The sequence below is a fragment of the Streptomyces sp. NPDC002588 genome, assembly GCF_040295925.1.
Taxonomy (GTDB): Bacteria; Actinomycetota; Actinomycetes; order Streptomycetales; family Streptomycetaceae; genus Streptomyces.
This window is the reverse complement of sequence record NZ_JBEOWF010000015.1, coordinates 1-20,998: the sequence shown is the minus strand read 5'-3', so window position 1 is coordinate 20,998 and position 20,998 is coordinate 1. Positions and strand designations below refer to the sequence as shown.

Sequence of the window (20,998 nt, the reverse complement as noted above, 5' to 3'; positions counted from 1 at the left end):
CCCGTTCGGGAGCCGCACAACAGCTGAGGGCGCCCCCTGTCGCAGGGGGCGCCCTCAGTGGTGTGACGGAGGCGGAGGGCGTCAGCCCCGGCCCTCCTCGCCGATGTGGTGGACGCGGAGCATGTTGGTGGTGCCGGGGACGCCGGGCGGGGAGCCCGCCGTGATGATGACGGTCTCGCCCGGGTTGAAGCGGCTGATCTTGGCGATCTCCTGGTCCACCAGGTCGACCATCTCGTCGGTGCTGTTCACGAACGGCACGACGTGCGACTCGACACCCCAGCTGAGCGCCAGCTGGTTGCGGGTGTTCTCGTCGGTGGTGAAGGCGATGATCGGCTGGCTCGCGCGGTAGCGGGAGAGCCGACGGGCGGTGTCACCGGACTGGGTGAAGGCCACCAGGCCCCGGCCGCCGACGAAGTCGGCGATCTCGCACGCCGCCCGCGCGATCGAACCGCCCTGCGTACGCGGCTTCTTGCCCGGCACCAGCGGCTGCAGTCCCTTGGAGAGCAGCTCCTGCTCGGCCGCGGTGACGATCTTCGACATCGTCTTCACGGTCTCGATCGGGTACGCGCCCACGCTCGACTCCGCCGACAGCATGACCGCGTCGGCGCCGTCCAGGATCGCGTTGGCCACGTCGGAGGCCTCGGCGCGGGTCGGACGCGAGTTGGTGATCATCGACTCCATCATCTGGGTCGCCACGATCACCGGCTTGGCGTTGCGCCGGCACAGCTCGATCAGACGTTTCTGCACCATGGGGACCCGCTCCAGCGGGTATTCGACGGCGAGGTCGCCACGGGCGACCATCACACCGTCGAACGCCATCACGACGTCCTCCATGTTCTCCACCGCCTGCGGCTTCTCCACCTTGGCGATGACGGGGACCCGGCGGCCCTCCTCGTCCATCACCCGGTGGACGCCGGCCACGTCCTTGGCGTCGCGCACGAAGGACAGCGCGACCAGGTCGGTGCCCATCCGCAGCGCGAACCGCAGGTCCTCGATGTCCTTCTCGCTGAGCGCCGGTACGTTGACGGCCGCGCCGGGCAGGTTGATGCCCTTGTGGTCGGAGATGACACCGCCCTCGATGACGATCGTCTTCACCCGCGAACCCTCGACGTCCAGGACCTTCAGCTCGACGTTGCCGTCGTTGATCAGGATCTGGTCGCCGCGCGAGACGTCACCGGGCAGACCCTTGTACGTCGTCCCGCAGATCGTCTTGTCGCCGGGGACGTCCTCGGTGGTGATGGTGAACTCGTCACCGCGCACCAGCTCCACCGGGCCCTCGGCGAAGGTCTCGAGACGGATCTTCGGGCCCTGGAGGTCGGCGAGGACACCGATGGCCCGGCCGGTCTCCTTGGCCGCGGCCCGGACCCGGTCGTAACGGCCCTGGTGCTCGGCGTGCGTGCCGTGGCTGAAGTTGAAGCGGGCCACGTTCATGCCGGCTTCGATCAGCGCGACGAGCTGATCGTGGGAGTCGACCGCGGGGCCGAGAGTACAGACGATTTTCGAACGGCGCATGGGGCGATCCTATCGGTTTGTTTCGCTACGGAATATTCCGTCTGGCGGAAGATACAAATGGGCGGGTTGGTGCTCAGTTGCTTTCCCGCTCAGTGCCACACGGCGGAGCCGCATATCAATACCGTCCGGCCAATGCGTAGGTCTGTGTGGCGATCTCGAGTTCCTCGTCCGTCGGCACCACGGCGACCGCCACCCGGGAGCCCGCGGGCGAGATCAGCCGCGGCCGGTCGTCGCGTACGGCGTTCAGCGCGCCGTCCACCGCGAGGCCCAGGGTCTCCAGGTCCGCGAGCGCCGCCGCGCGCACCTCGGCCGCGTTCTCCCCGACCCCGGCGGTGAACGCGACCGCGTCCACCCGCCCGAGTACGGCGTAATAGGCGCCGATGTACTTCTTCAGACGGTGAATGTAGATGTCGAAGGCGAGCTCGGCCCGAGCGTCGCCCTCGTCGATCCGGCGCCGGATCTCCCGCATGTCGTTGTCACCGCACAGTCCGATGAGCCCGCTCCTCTTGTTGAGAAGAGTGTCGATTTCATCGATGGACATTCCGCCAACACGTGCCAAATGGAAGATGACAGCCGGATCGGTGTCGCCGGATCGCGTACCCATCACCAGCCCCTCCAAGGGGGTGAGCCCCATGGAGGTGTCCACACACCTGCCCCCTCGCACGGCGGAGGCGGACGCCCCGTTGCCGAGATGCAGCACGATCACGTTCACCTCTTCGGGCGCCCTGCCGAGCAGCTTCGCCGTCGCCCGGGAGACGTAGGCGTGCGAGGTCCCGTGGAATCCGTACCGCCGGATCCGGTGCGCGTCGGCCGTCTCGGTGTCGATGGCGTAGCGGGCGGCGGCCTCCGGCATCGTCGTGTGGAAGGCGGTGTCGAACACGGCGACCTGAGGGAGGTCCGGCCGCAGCGCCTGCGCGGTGCGGATCCCGGTCAGGTTCGCGGGGTTGTGCAGCGGCGCGACGGGGATCAGCCGCTCGATCTCCGCCAGCACGGCGTCGTCGACGACGGTCGGCTCGGTGAAGGTCTTCCCGCCGTGCACGACGCGGTGCCCGATGGCGGCCAGTTCGGGCGAGTCGAGGCCGAGCCCGTCCTCCGCCAGCTCCTCGGCCACGGCCTTCAGCGCGGCCTCGTGATCGGCGATCGGCCCGGTCCGCTCGCGGCTCCCGCCGCCGGTGGCGAGCGGGGTGTGCTTCAGCCGCGAGGTCCGCTCACCGATGCGTTCGACGAGCCCGCTCGCCAGCCGGCTGGCGTCGCTCATGTCGAGCAGCTGGTACTTCACCGACGAGGAGCCGGAGTTGAGGACGAGGACACGCGTGGCTGTCACTTCTGGGAGGCCTTCTGGTCGAGGGGGTGGTCCTGGGCCCGGGTGAGGGTCTGGGCCTGGATGGCGGTGATGGCGACGGTGGTGACGATGTCCGGCACGAGGGCGCCCCGGGACAGGTCGTTGACCGGCTTGCGCAGCCCCTGCAGCACCGGTCCGACGGCGATCGCGCCGGCCGAACGCTGCACGGCCTTGTAGGTGTTGTTGCCGGTGTTGAGATCGGGGAAGATCAACACGCTGGCCTGCCCGGCGACTTCGGAGCCCGGCAGCTTGGTCGCGGCGACGGTGGGCTCGACGGCGGCGTCGTACTGGATCGGCCCCTCGATCTTCAGATCGGGCCGGCGGGAACGCACCAGCTCGGTGGCCTCCCGCACCTTGTCGACGTCGGCGCCCGACCCGGACGTACCCGTCGAGTACGACAGCATCGCGATCCGCGGCTCCACACCGAACTGGGCGGCGGTCGCGGCCGACTGGATGGCTATGTCGGCGAGCTGCTCGGCGTTCGGGTCGGGGTTCACGGCGCAGTCGCCGTAGACGAGGACCTTGTCGGCGAGGCACATGAAGAAGACCGAGGAGACGATGTCGGCGTCCGGCTTGGTCTTGATGATCTCGAAGGCGGGCCGGATGGTGGCCGCGGTGGAGTGGACCGACCCCGAGACCATGCCGTCGGCGAACCCCTCCTGCACCATCAGCGTCCCGAAGTAGTTGACGTCGGAGACCACGTCGTAGGCCAGCTCGACGCTGACGCCCTTGTGGGCGCGGAAGGCGGCGTACCTCTCGGCGAAGGAGTCGCGCAGTTCGCTGGTGGCCGGGTCGATGAGGTCGCAGCCGCCGAGATCGATCCCCAGATCGGCGGCCTTCTTGCGGATCGCGTCGACCGGCCCGAGCAGGGTGATGTCGCAGACGGCACGCCGGAGCAGCACCTCGGCGGCGTGCAGCACCCGCTCCTCGGTGCCCTCGGGCAGGACGACACGGCGCTTGTCGGCGCGGGCCTGTTCGAGGAGCTTGTGCTCGAACATCATCGGCGTCACGCGGTCGCTGCTCGGCGCGGAGACGCGGCCCAGCAGCCCGGCGGTGTCCACGTGCCGCTCGAACAGCCCGAGGGCGGTCTCGGCCTTGCGCGGGGTGGCCGCGTTGAGCTTGCCCTCCAGGGAGAACAGCTGCTCGGCGGTGGGGAAGCTGAGCCCGGGCACGGAGATCACCGGGGTGCCGGGGGCGAGGCGGGCGGCGAGGGTGAGGACCTCGTCGCTCGGGACCTCGTTGAGCGTGAGCACCACACCGGCGATCGGCGGGGTGCCGGCGCTGTGCGCGGCGAGCGAGCCGACCACCAGGTCGGCCCGGTCGCCCGGGGTGACGACGAGACAGCCCGGGGTCAGGGCGTTCAGGAAGTTCGGCAGCATCGCGCCGCCGAAGACGAAGCCGAGGGCGTCGCGGGCGAGCCCCGAGTCGTCGCCGAGCAGCACCCGCGCGCCGAGGGCGTGGGCGACCTGCGCGACGGTGGGCGCGGAGAGCGCGGGCTCGTCGGGCAGGACGTAACAGGGGACCGGGAGGCGGGCGGCGAGCAGGTCCGCCATCTCGTCCCGGTCCTCCCGGGCCACCCGGTTGGTCACCATGGCGAGGACGTCGCAGCCGAGCGCCTGGTAGGCCCGGTAGGCGTTGCGGGTCTCGGCGAGCACGGCCTCCGCGGTCTGCCCCCGCCCGCCGACCACCGTGATCACCGCGGCGCCGAACTCGTTCGCGAGGCGGGCGTTGAGGGCCAGCTCGTCCGGGAACTGGGTGTCCGCGAAGTCGGTCCCCAGGACGAGGACGAAGTCGTAGTCGCGGGCGACGCGGTGGAACCGCTCGACGAGCGTCGAGACGAGTTCGTCCGCCCCCTGCTCGGCCTGGAGGGCGGACGCCTCGTGGTAGTCCATGCCGTAGACGGTCGCCGGATCCTGGGACAGCCGGTAGCGGGCGCGCAGCAGCTCAAACAGCCGGTCGGGTCCGTCGTGGACGAGGGGGCGGAAGACGCCCACCCGGTCGACCTGCCGGGTCAGGAGCTCCATGACCCCCAGCTCGACGACCTGGCGGCCGTCGCCGCGATCGATACCGGTCACGTAGACGCTGCGGGTCACGCGTGCTCTCCGTTTCATGGGGAGGAGTGAGGGACAAGTGAGGGACGAAGGGATTCGGGAGGGGGGCCTGTCCGGGTGCTGGTGTCATAAAAATCGCTCACCTGGGTGAGCGAAACCCCCTTGACAATACCCCCGCGCCTAGTTAAGGCGCCCGTCAAGAGACAGTGCCCTCGGGGGCGTGAAACAATCGGACCCGGCTCACCGGTCTCGACGGCGATCAGGAGACACAGCACGATGCGCATCGGAGTTCTCACCGCAGGTGGCGACTGCCCCGGCCTGAACGCAGTGATCCGGTCGGTGGTACACCGCGCGGTCGACAACTACGGCGACGAGGTCATCGGTTTCGAGGACGGCTACGCGGGTCTCCTGGACGGCCGCTACCGCACCCTCGACCTGAACGCGGTGAGCGGCATCCTCGCCCGCGGCGGCACGATCCTCGGCTCCTCCCGGCTCGAACGCGACCGGCTGCGCGAGGCCTGCGAGAGCGCCTCCGACATGATCCACGACTTCGGTATCGACGCGCTGATCCCGATCGGCGGCGAGGGCACGCTGACGGCCGCCCGGATGCTGTCGGACGCCGGCCTCCCGGTCGTCGGCGTCCCCAAGACGATCGACAACGACATCTCCTCCACGGACCGCACCTTCGGCTTCGACACGGCGGTCGGCGTCGCCACGGAGGCGATGGACCGCCTCAAGACGACCGCCGAGTCCCATCAGCGCGTGATGGTCGTCGAGGTCATGGGCCGGCACGCCGGCTGGATCGCCCTCGAGTCCGGAATGGCGGCGGGCGCGCACGGCATCTGCCTCCCCGAGCGCCCCTTCGACCCGGCCGACCTGGTGAAGATGGTCGAGGAGCGCTTCGCGCGCGGCAAGAAGTTCGCCGTGATCTGCGTGGCCGAGGGCGCGCACCCGGCCGACGGCACGATGGACTACGGCAAGGGCGCGATCGACAAGTTCGGCCACGAGCGGTTCCAGGGCATCGGCACGGCACTGGCGTACGAACTGGAGAAGCGGCTCGGCAAGGAGGCGCGGCCGGTCATCCTCGGGCACGTCCAGCGCGGCGGCGTACCGACCGCCTACGACCGGGTCCTCGCCACCCGCTTCGGCTGGCACGCGGTGGAGGCGGCGCACCGGGGCGAGTTCGGGATGATGACGGCGCTGCGGGGCACGGGTGTGCTGATGGTGCCGCTGGCCGAGGCGGTCACCGAACTGAAGACCGTCCCGGCGGACCGCATGGAGGAAGCGGAGTCGGTTTTCTAGTCCCGGTTCCGGTTCGTCGCCTCCGTTCCGGGGGAGCGTCGTCCCATGGACGGTCTCTACGAGGTGAACGGCAGGCTCGACGGTCATGTGCGGGAGCGGTTGCTCGCGCCGAACTTCTGGCACCTCGCGACGGTGGGGCCGGACGGGGCGCCCCAGGTCTCGCCGATGTGGGCGGACCTGGAGGGCGAGTACGTCATGGTCAACACGTCGATCGGGCGTGTGAAGGAACGCAACCTGCGGCGCAACCCGTGGGTGTCCCTCTCCCACCACGACACCGCGAACCCCTACGACCGGGTGGAGATCCGGGGCCGGGCCGCGCGGTTCGTGGAGGGCGAGGAGGCGGACCGGGCGATGGACCGCCTGACGCAGAAGTACATCGGCGAGCCGCGGTACCCGTGGCTGCTGGAGGGGGAGCGGCGGGTGATGCTGCTCATCGAGCCGGTACGGGTGCGGCGGGTCGTGGGGGTGGAGCCGTTCCCCCAGCGGTGAGGGGCGCTTCGGAGGAGCGGATGTCCGCCAGGACGACGTCCCCGATCCCGATGCCGGCCCCGAGGCTGCCCGCCCCGCCGGCGAACAGCACGGCCCGCGGGGGCAGCCGTGCGTCTCCGGCGTCCCCTCAACTACTGGCAGGCGGTCTACGGGGGAGGGGTGTCGGCGTGGCTGAACCGGATGTCACCGTGGGGCAGTTGCTGCTCGCGGAGTATCAGAGCGTCAAGGACGAGCAGAAGGCGCGGATCGGGTTCCGGGACAACCTGCTGTATGTGACGCTGACCGTGGTGGCCGCCGTCATCGCGGCCGCGGCCCAGGCCGGGCAGGCGGCCATGCTGCTGGCGCTGCCGCCGGTGTGTGTCGTGCTCGGGTGGACCTATCTCGTCAACGACGAGAAGATCTCGGCGATCGGCCGGTACGTGCGGGAGGACCTGGGGCCCCGGCTCGGCGCATACGCCGTGCCGGACGGCGGGTTCGCCGCCTTCGGCTGGGAGTCCGCTCATCGTGGCGACGCGCGTCGGACGTCACGCAAGGCCGTGCAGCTGATCGTGGATCTGACCGCCTTCTGTGCCGTGCCGCTGGCCGCCCTGGCGGTGTTCTGGGCGGACGGCGACCGCGAGGGCGGGGCGCTCCTCGTGGCCCTGTCGGTGGCGGAGGCCCTCACCGTGCTCGGGCTCGCCACCCAGATCGTCCGCTACACACGGCCGGCCCCCGCACCCGCCGCCTGACCCCTCACCGGCCTGCCCGCACCCACCGGTACACCAGCTCCGGCCTCCCCACCTGCCCGTACAGCGGCTTGCGCTCCGCCCGTCCCGCCTCCACGAGGTGTTCCAGATAGCGGCGGGCGGTGATGCGGGAGATCCCGACCGTCTCCGCCACGCCCGCCGCCGTCAGGCCCTCCGCGGCCTCCCGGAGGGCCACCGTCACCCCTTTCAGCGTCGGCGCGCTCAGCCCCTTGGGCAGCGCCGCGGGCGACGGCGCGCGCAGGGCCGCCAGCGCGCGGTCGACCTCGTCCTGGCCGCTCGCCTCGCCCGCCGCCCCCCGGAACTCCGCGTACCGGATCAGCCGGTCCCGGAGGGTCGCGAACGTGAAGGGTTTCAGTACGTACTGGACGACCCCCAGCGAGACCCCCTCGCGGACCACCGTCAGGTCGCGGGCCGAGGTCACCGCTATCACGTCCGCGTGGTAGCCCGCCGCCCGGAGGGAGCGGGCCAGTTGCAGGCCGTGGGCGTCGGGGAGGTGGAGATCCAGCAACAACAGGTCCACCGGTGTCCGGTCAAGGAGGCGCCGTGCCTCCGCGCCCGTGTGCGCCTTCCCGACCGCGACGAAACCCGGCACCCGTCCGACGTACATGACATGCGCGTCCGCGGCCACCGGATCGTCCTCGACGACCAGCACTCTTATGGGGTCCTCGCCCGGTACTTCCGTCATACCTCGACCTCGTCCTTCGAGGCCGCCGTCGCCCGCAACGGCAGCCGCACCACGAACTCCGCTCCGCCCCCCTCGGCTTCCGCCACCGACAGCGTCCCCTCGTGCCGGTGCACGGCCTGCCGGACCAGGGCCAGCCCCAGCCCCCGTCCGCCCGGTCCCGCCGGCTTCGTGGAGAAACCGCGTTCGAAGACGAGGGAGGCGTGGGCAGGATCCACCCCCGCGCCCGTGTCCGCCACCCTCAGAAGCAGTTCGGTCCCCTCCGTGCGCGCGGTCACCGTGACCCGGCCCCGCACGGTGCCCTGCGCCGCGTCCACCGCGTTGTCGATGAGGTTGCCGAGGATGGTGACCAGGTCCCGCGCCGGGAGGGACTCGGGGAGCAGGCCGTCGTCGATACCGCTGTCCTCCGAGACGACGAGTTCCACGCCCCGCTCGTTGGCCTGGGCGGTCTTGCCCAGCAGCAGGGCCGCCAGCACCGGTTCGCTCACCGCCGCGACCACCTGGTCCGTCAGCGCCTGGGCCAGTTCCAGTTCCGCCGTCGCGAACTCCACCGCCTCCTCCGACCGGCCCAGCTCGATCAGCGAGACGACCGTGTGCAGACGATTCGCCGCCTCGTGCGCCTGGGAGCGCAGTGCCTGGGTGAAGCCCCGCTCCGAGTCCAGCTCGCCCATCAGCGACTGGAGTTCGGTCACGTCCCGCAGGGTGACGACCGTGCCGCGCCGTTCGCCGCCCGACACCGGTGACGTGTTCACCACCAGCACCCGGTCGGCCGCCAGGTGCACCTCGTCCACCCGGGGCTCGGAGGCCAGCAGCGCGCCCGTCAGCGGGGCCGGCAGCCCCAGCTCCGCCACCGACCGGCCGACCACCTCCTCCGAGACGCCCAGCAGCTCCCGCCCGCCGTCGTTGACCAACGCCACCCGGTACTGCCCGTCCAGCATCAGCAGCCCCTCCCGAACCGCGTGCAGCGCCGCCTGGTGGTAGTCGTGCATGCGGCTGAGCTCGGCCGCGTTCATGCCGTGCGTGTGGCGGCGCAGGGAGGCGTTGATGACATACGTGCCCACCGCGCCCAGCAGCAGCGCGCCCCCCGCCACCGAGAACAGGGCCGTGACCTGGTCCTGGACCCGCTTGCTGATCGCCTCGACCTTGATGCCCGCGCTGACCAGCCCGATGATGTCGTCGTCGGCGTCCTTCACCGGGGTGACCGCGCGGACGGACGCGCCGAGGGTGCCGGTGTAGGTCTCGGTGAAGGTGTGGCCCGCCAGGGCCTTCGCCGTGTTGCCGCGGAAGCGCCGGCCGATCTGGTCCTTCTCCGGGTGGGTCCAGCGGATGCCCTCGGGATTCATGATCGTCACGAAGTCGACCTCGGTGTCCTTCATGACGCGCAGGGCGTAGGGCTGGAGCTCGGCGGTGGGGTTCGGGGTGCGGATGGCCGCCCGTACGGAAGGCGAGTCGGCCACCGAGCGGGCGACCGCGGTGGCCTGCCGGCCCGCCGCCTCCTCGGCCTGGGTGCGGTCGCTGACGTAGGTGAACAGCGCGTACCCGGCCACGACGACCGCAATCAGCACGGCCTGCATCGCGAACAGCTGGCCGGCCAGGCTGCGGGGTCTCGGCACGGGGACGGGGAAACGCATGTCGTCAGTGTGCCCCCCGTGTTAAGCGCGAACTAAATGAACAGAAGGGTGACCGCCCTCACACGCCGGGAGATAGTCACCGCATTCCCCATATCTCCCCGGACGTGAGCCGCACGCCGGTGTGATGCCGACGAAGACGTCAAGGAGGGCAGCCGTGGCCGCCAGCAGCACCCCCGATACGGCACCAGTCGCACCCGCTGGGAAGCGGGACCGCACCCACTATCTCTACATCGCCGTCATCGCCGCCGTGGCGCTCGGCATCGCCGTCGGTCTGATCTGGCCCGACCTCGGCGTCGAGCTCAAGCCCCTCGGCACCGGCTTCGTGAACCTGATCAAGATGATGATCGCGCCGATCATCTTCTGCACGATCGTGCTGGGCATCGGATCCGTACGGAAGGCCGCCAAGGTCGGCGCCGTCGGCGGTATCGCGCTCGGCTACTTCCTGGTGATGTCCCTGGTCGCGCTGAGCATCGGCCTCGTCGTCGGCAACATCCTGCACCCGGGCGACGGGCTGCACCTCACCGAGGCGATCAAGGCGTCCGGGCACAGCCAGGTCTCGGACGAGGCGCTGCCGCCGGTCGACTTCGTCCTGTCGATCATCCCGACGACCTTCGTCTCCGCCTTCACCGAGGGCCAGGTCCTGCAGACCCTGCTGCTCGCCCTGCTCACCGGCTTCGCGCTGCAGGCCATGGGCAACGTCGGCCAGCCGGTGCTGCGCGGCGTCGAGCACATCCAGCGGCTCGTCTTCCGCATCCTCGCCATGGTGATGTGGGCCGCCCCGGTCGGTGCCTTCGGCGCCATCGCCGCCGTGGTCGGCTCGGCCGGTCTGGACGCGCTCAAGAGCCTCGCCGTGCTGATGCTCGGCTTCTACGTGACCTGCTTCCTCTTCGTCTTCGTGGTGCTCGGCATCCTGCTGCGCGCCGTCGCCGGCCTGAACATCCTCGTCCTGTTCAAGTACCTGGCCCGTGAGTTCCTGCTGATCCTGTCCACCTCCTCCTCCGAGTCCGCGCTGCCGCGCCTCATCGCGAAGATGGAGCACCTGGGCGTCAGCAAGCCCGTCGTCGGCATCACCGTCCCGACCGGCTACTCCTTCAACCTCGACGGCACCATGATCTACATGACCATGGCGTCCCTCTACATCGCCGACGCCCTCGGCACGCCGATGTCGATCGGCGAGCAGATCCCGCTGCTGCTCTTCCTGCTCCTCGCCTCCAAGGGCGCGGCGGGCGTCAGCGGCGCCGGTCTGGCCACGCTGGCCGGCGGTCTGCAGTCCCACAAGCCCGCCCTGGTGGACGGCGTCGGCCTGATCGTGGGCATCGACCGCTTCATGAGCGAGGCCCGCGCCCTGACCAACTTCGCCGGCAACGCGGTCGCCACCGTCCTGATCGGCACCTGGACCAAGGAGATCGACACAGCCCGCGTCCGGCAGGTCCTCGCCGGCGAGCTCCCCTTCGACGAGACGACGCTGCTCGATGAGGGCGAGACGGTCACCGGGGGCGACGTCGCCGAGCCCCGCGAGGACGGCGAGAAGGCACTCGCCAAGGCCTGACCGGCCCGCTCAGCTCCTCTCAGCTCCGGATGTCCGGCCCCGCCTGAACCGGGGCCGGACATCCGGCCACCAGCCCCCCGTTCTCCGGGCGGCCGAGCACTCCCCCGTGGCTCGGCCGCCCGGTTCCGTCGTACCGGATCCTCACCGGCCTCTTACCCGCGTCCGTTACCCTCCGCCGCCGGCACCGCAACGGGAGGCACGGGGGATGAAGATCGACTGGGACCGGCGCACATGTGCGCGCCGGGGGCATGTGACGTACGCGCCGGACGACCCCCGGCTGCGGGTGCGGCTGCGGGCCGACACCGCGCTCGGCGAGGTCTGGCGGTGTCTGCGCTGCGGTGACTTCGCGCTCGGCGAGCCGCACGGCTCGGGACCCGCCGCCGACGCCCCGCTGGTCCCGCGCGGGAAGGTGCTGCGGGACCTGTTCGTCCTGCGGTTCCTGGCGGTCGAGCGGGCCGTGCGAGGCGTGTTCATCGTGCTGGTCGCGGTCGCGGTGTGGAAGTTCAGCAACAGCCAGGACGCTGTGCGCAGGCTCTTCAACGAGTATCTGGACACGTTCCGTCCGGTGTTCAGGCACTTCCACTACGACCTCGACCACTCACCGGTCGTCGGCACCATCCAGAAGACCTTCGGCTACAAGCACTCCACCCTCGTCCTGGTCGCCGTGCTCCTCCTCGCCTACGCGCTGATCGAGCTCGTCGAGGCGGTGGGGCTCTGGTACGCCAGACGCTGGGCCGAGTACCTGACGGTCGTCGCGACCGCCGCCTTCCTCCCGCTGGAGGTCTACGAGCTCACCGAGCACGTCAGCTGGCTGAAGATCGGCACGCTGGCACTGAACATCCTCGCCGTGCTGTACATCCTGCTGACCAAGCGGCTGTTCGGGCTGCGCGGCGGCCACCGTGCCTTCGAGGCGGAGCGGCGCGGGGCCTCCCTGCTGGAGGTCGAGGAGTCCGCGGGGCTCTCCCTCTTGCCTTGACGTCGGCGTCAAGCCGTACGTTCGTACGCATGCGAATCGGCGAGCTGGCCGCGCTGGCCGGGACCACGACGCGGACGCTGCGGTACTACGAGTCGCGGGGTCTGCTGCCCGCGCGGCGCGGTGAGAACGGACACCGGACCTATGACGAGAGCGACCTGAAGCTGCTGCGGCAGATCAGGACGCTCCAGGACTTCGGGTTCGACCTGGAGGAGACCCGGCCGTTCGTGGAGTGTCTGCGGGCCGGTCATCCCGAGGGCGACTCCTGTCCCGCCTCGCTCGCGGTCTACCGCCGCAAGCTGGACGAGCTGGACGCGCTCATCGGGGAGCTGCGGGCGGTGCGGGAGCAGGTCGCCGGGCAGCTGGTGCGGGCCGAGCTGGCCGCCGAGGCGCTGGTTCCGGGGGGTCCGGAGCCCGGGTGCGAGCTGGGAGGCCGGAAATGGTGACGGATGTGACGGACGCGGATTTCGAGGCGGAGGTGATCGGGGCGGATCTGCCGGTACTCGTGGAGTTCACCGCCGACTGGTGTCCGCCGTGCCGGCAGATGGGGCCGGTCCTCGAGGACCTGGCCCGCGAGGAGGGGGACCGCCTGAAGGTGGTGCAGCTGAATGTGGACCACAACCCGGAGACGACCAACGCCTACAAGGTGCTGTCGATGCCGACCTTCATGGTCTTCCGCGGAGGTGAGCCGGTGAAGTCCATGGTGGGCGCCCGGCCCAGGCGCCGGCTCCTGGAGGAGCTGTCCGACGTGCTCTGATCCCGGCGCGGCAACAAGAAATCCCCCGAGCAATTGCGCTCGGGGGATTTCTCTGCGTATATTCGATGGTTCGTGACTTCGAAAAGAAAAAGCCGCGAGAAGCTGAATGAGCAGAGTATATCCGGGCGGGAGTGGAATTGTCAAACACCGGCTTTCCAGACAGTGAATTGCGGAGCGAGCAGGAATTCATCGACGACCTGTACGCCCGGGTGGACGCGCTGCGCGGCGACACCGAGACCTCCGTCACGGACGCGCTCGCCCAGGGCCACACACCCAGGCAGGCCCGGCTGGAGCGGGACATCCTCGTCGCCGAGCGCTCGGGACTGCTGGCCGCGCTGAACGCGGTGGAGGGCTCCCTCTGCTTCGGCCGGATCGACCTCACCTCGGGCGTCAGCCACCACATCGGCCGCATCGGCCTGCGCGCCGAGGACGCCGAGCGCACCCCGGTCCTGATCGACTGGCGCGCGGGCGTGGCCCGCCCCTTCTACCTGGCCACCGGGCACACGTCGATGGGCCTGCGCCGCCGCCGGCACCTCACCACCGAGGGCCGCACGGTCACCGCGCTGCACGACGAGATCCTCGACCTCGGCGACCAGGAGCGCACCGGCCACGAGGACCCCACCGGTGACGCCGTCCTGCTCGCCGCGCTGAACTCCGCGCGCACCGGCCGGATGAGCGACATCGTGCAGACCATCCAGGCCGAGCAGGACGAGATCATCCGAGCGCCCCACCGGGGCGTCCTGGTCGTGGAGGGCGGGCCCGGCACCGGCAAGACCGCCGTCGCCCTGCACCGCGCCGCGTACCTGCTGTACGAGCACCGGGAGCTCCTCGCCAAGCGCGCCGTCCTGATCGTCGGCCCCAACCCCGCCTTCCTCGGCTACATCGGCGAGGTGCTGCCCTCCCTCGGCGAGACCGGTGTGCTCCTCGCCACGGTGGGCGAGCTGTACCCGGGCGTGAAGGCCACCGCGGCCGACACCGCGGAGGCGGCCGCGGTGAAGGGCCGCGCCGACATGGCCGACGTCCTCGCCGCCGTCGTACGCGACCGGCAGGCGCTGCCCGATCCGGTGCTCGCGATCGAGCACGACCGGGAGATCCTGATGCTCGACGACGGCCTCGTCGGCGTCGCACGCGAGCGCACCCGGGCCGCGAACCTGCCGCACAACGCGGCCCGCGAGCACTTCGAGGGCCACATCCTCAACGCCCTCACCGAGCTGTACGCCGAACGCGTCGGCACCGACCCCTACGACGGCTCGAGCCTCCTCGACCCCAGCGACATCACCCAGATCCGCGACGAACTCGCCGAGAACCCCGAGGTCTGGTCCGCCATCGGCCGGCTGTGGCCGAGGATCACCCCGCGGCGCCTGGTCGCCGACTTCCTCGCCGACCCCGAGGGGTACCTCCCCGACGAGGACGCGGACGCCATCCGCCGCCCCGTCACCCGGGCGTGGACCGTGGCGGACGTACCGCTGCTCGACGAGGCCGCCGAACTCCTCGGCGAGGACGACCGGGTGGCCCGGGCCCGGGCGGAGCGCGAGCGGGAGACCCAGGTCGCCTACGCGCAGGGCGTGCTCGACGTCTCCTACGCCTCCCGGACCTACGAGTTCGAGGACAAGGAGGACGGCGACCCCGAGTCCTCCGAGGTCCTCTCCGCGCACGACATCATCGACGCCGAGCGGTTCGCCGAGCGGCACGAGGAGGACGACCACCGCAGCGCGGCCGAGCGGGCCGCCGCCGACCGGACCTGGGCGTTCGGCCACATCATCGTCGACGAGGCGCAGGAGCTGTCGCCGATGGCGTGGCGGCTGCTGATGCGGCGCAACCCGACCCGCTCCATGACCCTCGTCGGCGACCCGGCGCAGACGGCGGAGGCGGCCGGCGTCGGATCGTGGGCGAACATCCTGCAGCCGTATGTCGGGGACCGCTGGGAGCACACCCGCCTCGGCGTCAACTACCGCACCCCGGCGGAGATCATGGAGGCCGCGGCGGCCGTCGTCCGCGCCGAGCACCCCGACTTCGAGCCCCCGGCCTCCGTCCGCTCCACCGGCGTACGGCCCTGGGCCCGCGAGACCGACGACCTGCCGGCGGCCGTCGCCGAGGCCGTCCGGGAGCTCACCCCCGCCGAGGGGCGGCTCGCGGTGATCGCCCCGCGCGGGCTGCACCGCGCGCTGGCCGCCCGGCTGGACGGGGTGACCGCGGGCGCGGAACCCGATCTGACCCGCACGGTCGTCCTGCTGGACCCCCGGCAGTCGAAGGGCCTGGAGTTCGACTCCGTGCTGGTGGTGGAACCGGCCGACTACGGCACCAGCGACCTCTACGTCGCCCTGACCCGGGCCACCCAGCGCCTCGGAGTGGTCCATACCAAGGAGCTGCCGAAGGCGCTGGTGACGGCGCTGGTGACGGCTCCGGCGTAACGCGGGATCACCAAGACGTAACAGTTCGTGCCGTGATCACTGCGTGTGCACGGCCGGTGCGGTAAGCGTTGCCGTATGGAAGCCCAGTCCCATGGCACCGCACCGGCCGACAGTCCCGTCCTCGGGGCGCTGTCCGTCGAACCATTGCTCACCGCGGAGTTCGACGCCGACCCCGGCGCGGTGTACAGACGGCTGCGCGCCCGGTACGGCCCCGTGGCGCCCGTCGGCCTCATGGGCGTACCGCTGTGGCTGGTCCTGGACTACCGGGAGGTCCTGGAGGTCCTGAGGAACGAGAGCCAGTGGCGGCGGGACGTGCGGTACTGGCGGGCCCGGGCACAGGGTGAGCTGCCGCGCGACTGGCCGCTCCTCGCGGGCTACGAGGTCCGCCAGATGATGTTCGTGGACGACGAGGAGCACCGCGCCGCCCGCCGCACCCACCACACCGCGCTGCGCCCCTTCCAGGACGCCCGGAGCCCCGAGGGCTGGGAGCTGCGGTCGGCCGTCGCCCGCTACGCCGACGAGCTGGTCGCGATGCTCGCCGCCGAGTCGGGCCGCTCCGGCTTCGCCGACCTGGGCGCGCAGTACACCCGGCCGCTGCTGCTGATGGTCACCACCAAGCTGTTCGGCTGCCCGGTCGAGCTCGGCGACGAGCTGGTCATGGACCTGTGGCGGATGCTCGACGGCGGCCCCGACGCGGGCCCCGCCACCGGCAGGGCCCTGGCCGCCTTCACCCGTCTCGCCGCCCACCGCCGCGCCAGGCCCGGCGACGACCTCACCTCCTACCTGATGCTCGCCGACCCGGATCTCACCGACGAGCAGCTCGGCCGGGAGCTGTTCATGAACGCCGTCTACCTCAACGACATCACCGGCAACATGGTCCTCAACACCCTCCTCGAGGTGCTGCGCGGCAACGCCACGGTCCGCCGCAGCCTGTCGGCCGGGCAACTGGGCGAGACCGTCAACCGGGCCGCGCTCGCCAACCCTCCCGTCGCCAACATGTGCTTCCGGTTCGCCGCGCGGGACGTGCGGCTCGGCGGGTTCTGGATCCGCGCGGGCGACATCGTCTCCCCGTCCGCCGCCGGGGCCCACCAGGACCTGCTGGCCATCGGCTCCTCCCACATGGTCGGCTCCACCGTCTCCACCCGGGCCCATCTGGGCTGGGGCGCGGGCCCCCACCAGTGCCCCAGCGCGGCCCGCGAACTCGGCGCGATGATCGTCACCACGGCCGTCGGCCGGGTCTTCGACCACTTCACCCGGGCCGAGCTCACCCTCCCGCCCGACCAGCTGCCCTGGCGCTCGGGCCCGTGCGTACGGGGCCTGAAAGTCCTGCCGGTCCGCTACGACCTCGCCCACGACATCCCCCTCCCGCACGGCCCCGGCCCGGACCGGTTCCCGGCCGCCCCGCAGCCCGAGGGCCACACCAAGGGCCTGCTCGCGGCACTGCGCCGCCTGATGTTCGGCGGCGGGAAGACCCGCACTCTCTGAGGGCCGTCCCGTGATCCCGCTCAGGCGGGCCGCAGCCACACCGTCGCAAGGGGCGGCAGGGTCAGGCGGACCGAGGCGGGGCGGCCGTGCCGGCCGTGCGGTTCCGGTTTGACCGGGTCCGGGCCGACGACCCCGCTGCCGCCGTACCGCTCGGCGTCGGTGTTGAGGATCTCGTGCCAGGCCGGGATGTCGTCGGGGACGCCGAGCAGGTAGTCGTGGCGGACGACGGGGGAGAGGTGGGAGACGGCGAGCAGCGGAGCGCCCTCGGCGTCGTAGCGCAGGAAGGCGAAGACGTTGTCCTCGGCCGCGTCGCCCACCACCCACTGGAAGCCCGCCGGGTCGGTGTCCCGCTGCCACAGGGCGGGCGTGGCGCGGTAGGCGGTGTTGAGGTCGCGCACCAGGTCGCGTACCCCGCGGTGGTCGGCCTCGGCGCCGTAGGCCGGGTCGAGCAGCCACCAGTCCGGGCCGTGCGCCTCGGACCACTCCGCGCCCTGCGCGAACTCCTGCCCCATGAAGAGGAGTTGCTTGCCGGGGTGCGCCCACATGAAGCCCAGGTAGGCGCGGAGGTTCGCGCGCTGCTGCCACCAGTCGCCCGGCATCTTCGACACCAGTGAGCGTTTGCCGTGCACGACCTCGTCGTGCGAGATGGGAAGAACGTAGTTCTCGCTGTACGCGTACACCATCGAGAAGGTCATCTCGCCGTGGTGGTAGCGGCGGTGCACCGGCTCGTGGGCCATGTACTCCAGCGAGTCGTGCATCCAGCCCATGTTCCACTTCAGGCCGAAGCCGAGCCCGCCGAAGCCGCTCGGACCGCGGTGGTCGGTGGCCCGGGTGACGCCGTCCCAGGCGGTCGACTCCTCCGCGACCGTCACGACCCCCGGGCTGCGCCGGTACACGGTCGCGTTCATCTCCTGCAGGAACGCCACCGCGTCCAGGTTCTCCCGCCCGCCGTTCTCGTTCGGGGTCCACTGGCCCGCCTCGCGCGAGTAGTCGAGGTAGAGCATCGACGCCACGGCGTCCACCCGCAGCCCGTCGATGTGGAACTCCTCGCACCAGTAGGTGGCGTTGGCCACCAGGAAGTTGCGCACCTCGCGCCGCCCGAAGTCGAACTCCAGCGTCCCCCAGTCGGGGTGGGCGGCACGCAGCGGATCCTCGTGCTCGTAGAGCGGCCGGCCGTCGAACTCGGCGAGCGCCCACTCGTCGCGCGGGAAGTGGGCCGGTACCCAGTCCATCAGGACGCCGATCCCGGCCCGGTGCAGCGCGTCCACCAGGTACTTGAAGTCGTCCGGGGTGCCGAGCCGGGCCGTGGGCGCGTAGAAGCCGGTGACCTGGTAGCCCCAGGAACCGCCGAAGGGGTGCTCCGCGACCGGCATCAGCTCGACGTGTGTGAAGCCGAGGTCCGCGACGTACGCGGGGAGCTGGTCGGCGAGCTGACGGTACGTCAGGCCCGGTCGCCAGGACGGGAGGTGAACCTCGTAGACGGAGAACGGCGCCTCGTGCGCCGGAACCCCGGCCCGGCGGGCCAGCCACTCCTCGTCGCCCCACTCGTACCGCGAGGTGTGCACGATCGACGACGTGGCCGGCGGGACCTCCGTGCGCCTCGCCAGCGGGTCGGCACGCAGCGTGTGCGAGCCGTCGGCCCGCGCTATGTCGAACTTGTACAGCTCGCCCTCGCCGACGCCGGGCACGAACAGCTCCCACACCCCGGAGGACCCGAGCGAACGCATCGGGAACCCGGTGCCGTCCCAGAAATTGAAGGAGCCGGCCACCCGCACCCCGCGCGCGTTCGGCGCCCACACCGAGAAGCTGGTGCCGCTCACCCCCTGGTGGGTCCTCGGATGAGCGCCGAGCACCGTCCACAGCTCCTCGTGCCGGCCCTCCCCGATCAGGTGCAGGTCCAGCTCGCCCAGCGTGGGCAGGAAACGGTACGCGTCCTCGGTCTCCACGGTCGTGCCGTCGTACGTCACGACGAGCCGGTGTTCCGGGATCTCCGTCAGCGGCAGGAGGGCCGAGAAGAAGCCGTCGCCGTCGTCCTGCAGACCGGCCCGCAGCTCGCCCGCGACGACGGTGACCGACCGCGCGTACGGGCGCAGCGCGCGGAACACCACGCCGCCCGGCGCCGGGTGCGCGCCGAGCACCGAGTGCGGGTCGTGATGGGTGCCGTGCAGCAGTCGCTCGCGGTCCGCGGCGCCGAGCGCCGGGGAGATCTGCTGCCCGGCCCCTGCCTCGGCGCCCGCCGCTTTCTTTCCGGTGGCCTTCTTCTTCGGGGGAGTCACGTACGGGGCCTCCTCAAGGCTGGTCGGGGGCGGCGAGGCGATGTATCGCGGACAGCGGGACGGAGAGCCAGTCGGGGCGGTGCCGGGCCTCGTAGACGACCTCGTAGACCGCCTTGTCCGTCTCACAGGCCCGCAGCAGGACGGGATCGGTGCGCGGGTCGCGGCCCGCCGCCTCGGCGTACCCCGAGCAGTACGCCGCCCGGCAGGCGTGCGCCCATTCCGGGGCCGGCGGGTCGGCCGAACTGGCGGCGTAGTCGAAGGACCGCAGCATCCCCGCCACGTCCCGCACCGCGGGCTGCGCCATCCGCCGCTCGGCCGGGGGCCGGGCAGGCTCGCCCTCGAAGTCGATCAGCGACCACTCACCGGTGGGCGCCCGCAGACACTGCCCGAGGTGCAGATCGCCGTGCACCCGCTGCGCGGTCCAGGTGTGCCCCTCGGCCGCGAGATCCGCGAGCGCGGTGAAGGCGGTGCGCAGCGCGGGCGCGTACGGCCGCAGCGCCGGCACGGCCTGCGCGGCCGCGTCGAGCCGTCCGACCATCCCGTCGACCATCGGTCCTATCTGCGCCGACCCCAGCGTCGCCGTGGGCAGCGCGCGGGCCAGCGCTCCGTGCACCTCGGCCGTCGCCCGCCCCAGCGCCCGCGCCTCCGCGCCGAAGTCCTCCCCCTTGGCCAGCTCCCGCAGGGCCAGCTCCCAGCCGTCGGTCGCGCCCTGGACGTAGGGCTGGAGCACGCCGAGGACGTACGGCTCTCCGTCGCCCTCCTCCAGGTCCGCCTCCATCCAGGCGGTGGGCGGCGGTACCCGGGGGCAGCCCTCGCGGGCCAGCGCCAGCGGCAGCTCCAGGTCGGGGTTGACACCGGCCGCGACCCGGCGGAACAGCTTCAGAATGAACGTATCTCCATAGACGACGGACGAATTCGACTGCTCGGCGGTCATCAGCCGCGGGACCAGACCCGGCCTGATCTCCTGCTCCGGGTCCCGTTCGCAGCGCAGCGCGCCGATCCGGGCCCCGCTGCGCAGCGCCTCCAGAAGCAGTTCCGCCGGCCGGGTGTCGTACAGGCCGTCGTAGACGGTCCGCCCGGCCAGCGGTCCCTGCGCCACATGTCCGATCAGCGCGGATGCCAGCCGGGGCGGCAGGGCGTCGCGGACCCCGATCAGGAGCTGGTAGCAGTCGCCGGCGGTGTCCGGCTGGTGGGCCCGCAGCAGCAGGTGGTACAGCCCGAGCCGGGTGCCGGACGGCACCAGCTCGGTGACGGCGACCAGCGAGAACCCGGTGACCGGACGCCCCTTGCCGGCGAACCAGCGCTGCCGGGGCAGCCACTCCCGCAGCAGCGGGTCCAGTGACGCGAGGAGTCCGGGACTGGTCCTGCCGGAGCTGCCGGAACGTGTGACCGTCTTCGCCATAGCGTCACATTTCCTTTCCCCGGAGGGTCGGGGTGCTACTGATGCGTGCCCCGGGCGGGGCAGAGGAAACCGCCCCGCCCCCGGGTTCTAGACAGCGTCCCGTCGGAGCCGGAACCAGTAGAAGCCGTGTCCCGCCAGGGTCAGCAGGTACGGCAGCTCGCCGATGGCCGGGAACCGCACCCCGCCGAACAGCTCGACCGGGTGGCGGCCCTCGAACCGGCGCAGGTCGAGCTCGGTGGGCTGTGCGAACCGTGAGAAGTTGTGCACGCACAGCACCAGGTCGTCCTCGTACTCACGCAGGAACGCGAGGACGGCCGGGTTCGAGGACGGCAGCTCGGTGTACGTGCCGAGCCCGAAGGCGGGGTTCTGCTTACGGATCTCGATCATGCG

Annotated in this window: 17 protein-coding genes; 9 read left to right on the top strand and 8 right to left on the bottom strand. The window is 71.4% G+C overall.

Annotated features, from left to right (window positions below; genetic code table 11):
• Nucleotides 1–81: 81 nt before the first annotated feature.
• From pyk to pta, 3 genes are all read right to left on the bottom strand, one after another.
• The gene (pyk, locus tag ABT057_RS18695; protein WP_352344164.1) at nucleotides 82–1,512 is read right to left on the bottom strand and encodes a pyruvate kinase; all 1,431 of its coding nucleotides are present in this window, start codon (nucleotides 1,510–1,512) and stop codon (nucleotides 82–84) included.
• A gap of 115 nt (nucleotides 1,513–1,627) precedes the next feature.
• Entirely contained in the window at nucleotides 1,628–2,836 is a 1,209-nt protein-coding gene (locus ABT057_RS18690; RefSeq protein WP_352344163.1) for an acetate kinase, read from the bottom strand.
• A complete protein-coding gene (gene pta / locus ABT057_RS18685; protein WP_352344162.1) occupies nucleotides 2,833–4,947 on the bottom strand; it encodes a phosphate acetyltransferase in 2,115 nt (704 codons plus the stop codon). Before pta ends, ABT057_RS18690 begins: the two co-directional genes overlap by 4 nt.
• Before the next feature lie 234 nt (nucleotides 4,948–5,181).
• Here pta and ABT057_RS18680 point away from each other — a divergent pair, with 234 nt between their 5' ends.
• The 3 genes from ABT057_RS18680 (at nucleotide 5,182) to ABT057_RS18670 (ending at nucleotide 7,424) form a co-directional block, all read left to right on the top strand.
• On the top strand, nucleotides 5,182–6,207 hold the full coding sequence (locus ABT057_RS18680; protein WP_352344161.1) for an ATP-dependent 6-phosphofructokinase: 1,026 nt from the start codon (nucleotides 5,182–5,184) through the stop codon (nucleotides 6,205–6,207).
• Nucleotides 6,208–6,252: 45 nt separating this feature from the next.
• The gene (locus ABT057_RS18675) at nucleotides 6,253–6,696 is read left to right on the top strand and encodes a PPOX class F420-dependent oxidoreductase (RefSeq protein ID WP_352344160.1); all 444 of its coding nucleotides are present in this window, start codon (nucleotides 6,253–6,255) and stop codon (nucleotides 6,694–6,696) included.
• A gap of 167 nt (nucleotides 6,697–6,863) precedes the next feature.
• A complete protein-coding gene (locus ABT057_RS18670; RefSeq protein ID WP_352344159.1) occupies nucleotides 6,864–7,424 on the top strand; it encodes a hypothetical protein in 561 nt (186 codons plus the stop codon).
• 4 nt (nucleotides 7,425–7,428) lie between these two features.
• On the opposite strand, the gene ABT057_RS18665 is transcribed toward ABT057_RS18670, so the two are convergent.
• Both ABT057_RS18665 and ABT057_RS18660 read right to left on the bottom strand, forming a co-directional pair.
• On the bottom strand, nucleotides 7,429–8,127 hold the full coding sequence (locus ABT057_RS18665) for a response regulator (RefSeq protein ID WP_352344158.1): 699 nt from the start codon (nucleotides 8,125–8,127) through the stop codon (nucleotides 7,429–7,431).
• Nucleotides 8,124–9,755: a sensor histidine kinase gene (locus tag ABT057_RS18660; RefSeq protein ID WP_352344157.1), complete on the bottom strand. Its 1,632-nt coding sequence runs from the start codon at nucleotides 9,753–9,755 to the stop codon at nucleotides 8,124–8,126. Before ABT057_RS18660 ends, ABT057_RS18665 begins: the two co-directional genes overlap by 4 nt.
• Nucleotides 9,756–9,879: 124 nt before the next feature.
• Here ABT057_RS18660 and ABT057_RS18655 point away from each other — a divergent pair, with 124 nt between their 5' ends.
• The 6 genes from ABT057_RS18655 to ABT057_RS18630 all read left to right on the top strand — a co-directional run bounded on the left by ABT057_RS18655 (nucleotide 9,880) and on the right by ABT057_RS18630 (nucleotide 16,930).
• Nucleotides 9,880–11,304, top strand: coding sequence for a cation:dicarboxylate symporter family transporter (locus tag ABT057_RS18655; protein ID WP_352344156.1), 1,425 nt, complete (start codon nucleotides 9,880–9,882; stop codon nucleotides 11,302–11,304).
• Nucleotides 11,305–11,509: 205 nt separating this feature from the next.
• Nucleotides 11,510–12,280 (top strand): DUF2127 domain-containing protein, encoded by a 771-nt coding sequence (locus tag ABT057_RS18650; protein WP_352344155.1) that lies wholly within the window; start codon nucleotides 11,510–11,512, stop codon nucleotides 12,278–12,280.
• A gap of 29 nt (nucleotides 12,281–12,309) precedes the next feature.
• Nucleotides 12,310–12,723, top strand: a complete 414-nt coding sequence (locus ABT057_RS18645) for a MerR family transcriptional regulator (RefSeq protein ID WP_352344154.1) — start codon at nucleotides 12,310–12,312, stop codon at nucleotides 12,721–12,723.
• The gene (trxA, locus tag ABT057_RS18640; RefSeq protein ID WP_352344153.1) at nucleotides 12,717–13,034 is read left to right on the top strand and encodes a thioredoxin; all 318 of its coding nucleotides are present in this window, start codon (nucleotides 12,717–12,719) and stop codon (nucleotides 13,032–13,034) included. The genes ABT057_RS18645 and trxA overlap by 7 nt, the downstream gene beginning before the upstream one ends.
• A 167-nt stretch (nucleotides 13,035–13,201) precedes the next feature.
• Complete coding sequence (locus ABT057_RS18635) at nucleotides 13,202–15,445, top strand: HelD family protein (RefSeq protein ID WP_352344152.1); 2,244 nt, start codon at nucleotides 13,202–13,204, stop codon at nucleotides 15,443–15,445.
• A 75-nt stretch (nucleotides 15,446–15,520) separates the two neighbouring features.
• The gene (locus ABT057_RS18630; protein ID WP_352344151.1) at nucleotides 15,521–16,930 is read left to right on the top strand and encodes a cytochrome P450 family protein; all 1,410 of its coding nucleotides are present in this window, start codon (nucleotides 15,521–15,523) and stop codon (nucleotides 16,928–16,930) included.
• A gap of 20 nt (nucleotides 16,931–16,950) precedes the next feature.
• Here the strand turns inward: ABT057_RS18630 and glgB are convergent, their stop codons facing one another.
• The 3 genes from glgB to ABT057_RS18615 form a co-directional block, all read right to left on the bottom strand.
• Entirely contained in the window at nucleotides 16,951–19,206 is a 2,256-nt protein-coding gene (gene glgB / locus ABT057_RS18625) for a 1,4-alpha-glucan branching enzyme (RefSeq protein WP_502973938.1), read from the bottom strand.
• A 13-nt stretch (nucleotides 19,207–19,219) separates the two neighbouring features.
• Nucleotides 19,220–20,608 carry a maltokinase N-terminal cap-like domain-containing protein gene (locus ABT057_RS18620; protein ID WP_352344150.1) on the bottom strand — a complete coding sequence of 463 codons (1,389 nt, stop codon included), beginning with the start codon at nucleotides 20,606–20,608 and terminating at the stop codon, nucleotides 19,220–19,222.
• Between the two features lie 87 nt (nucleotides 20,609–20,695).
• Nucleotides 20,696–20,998, bottom strand: a 303-nt coding sequence (locus ABT057_RS18615) for an alpha-glucosidase C-terminal domain-containing protein (protein ID WP_352344149.1), incomplete at its 5' end; no start/stop codon positions are given.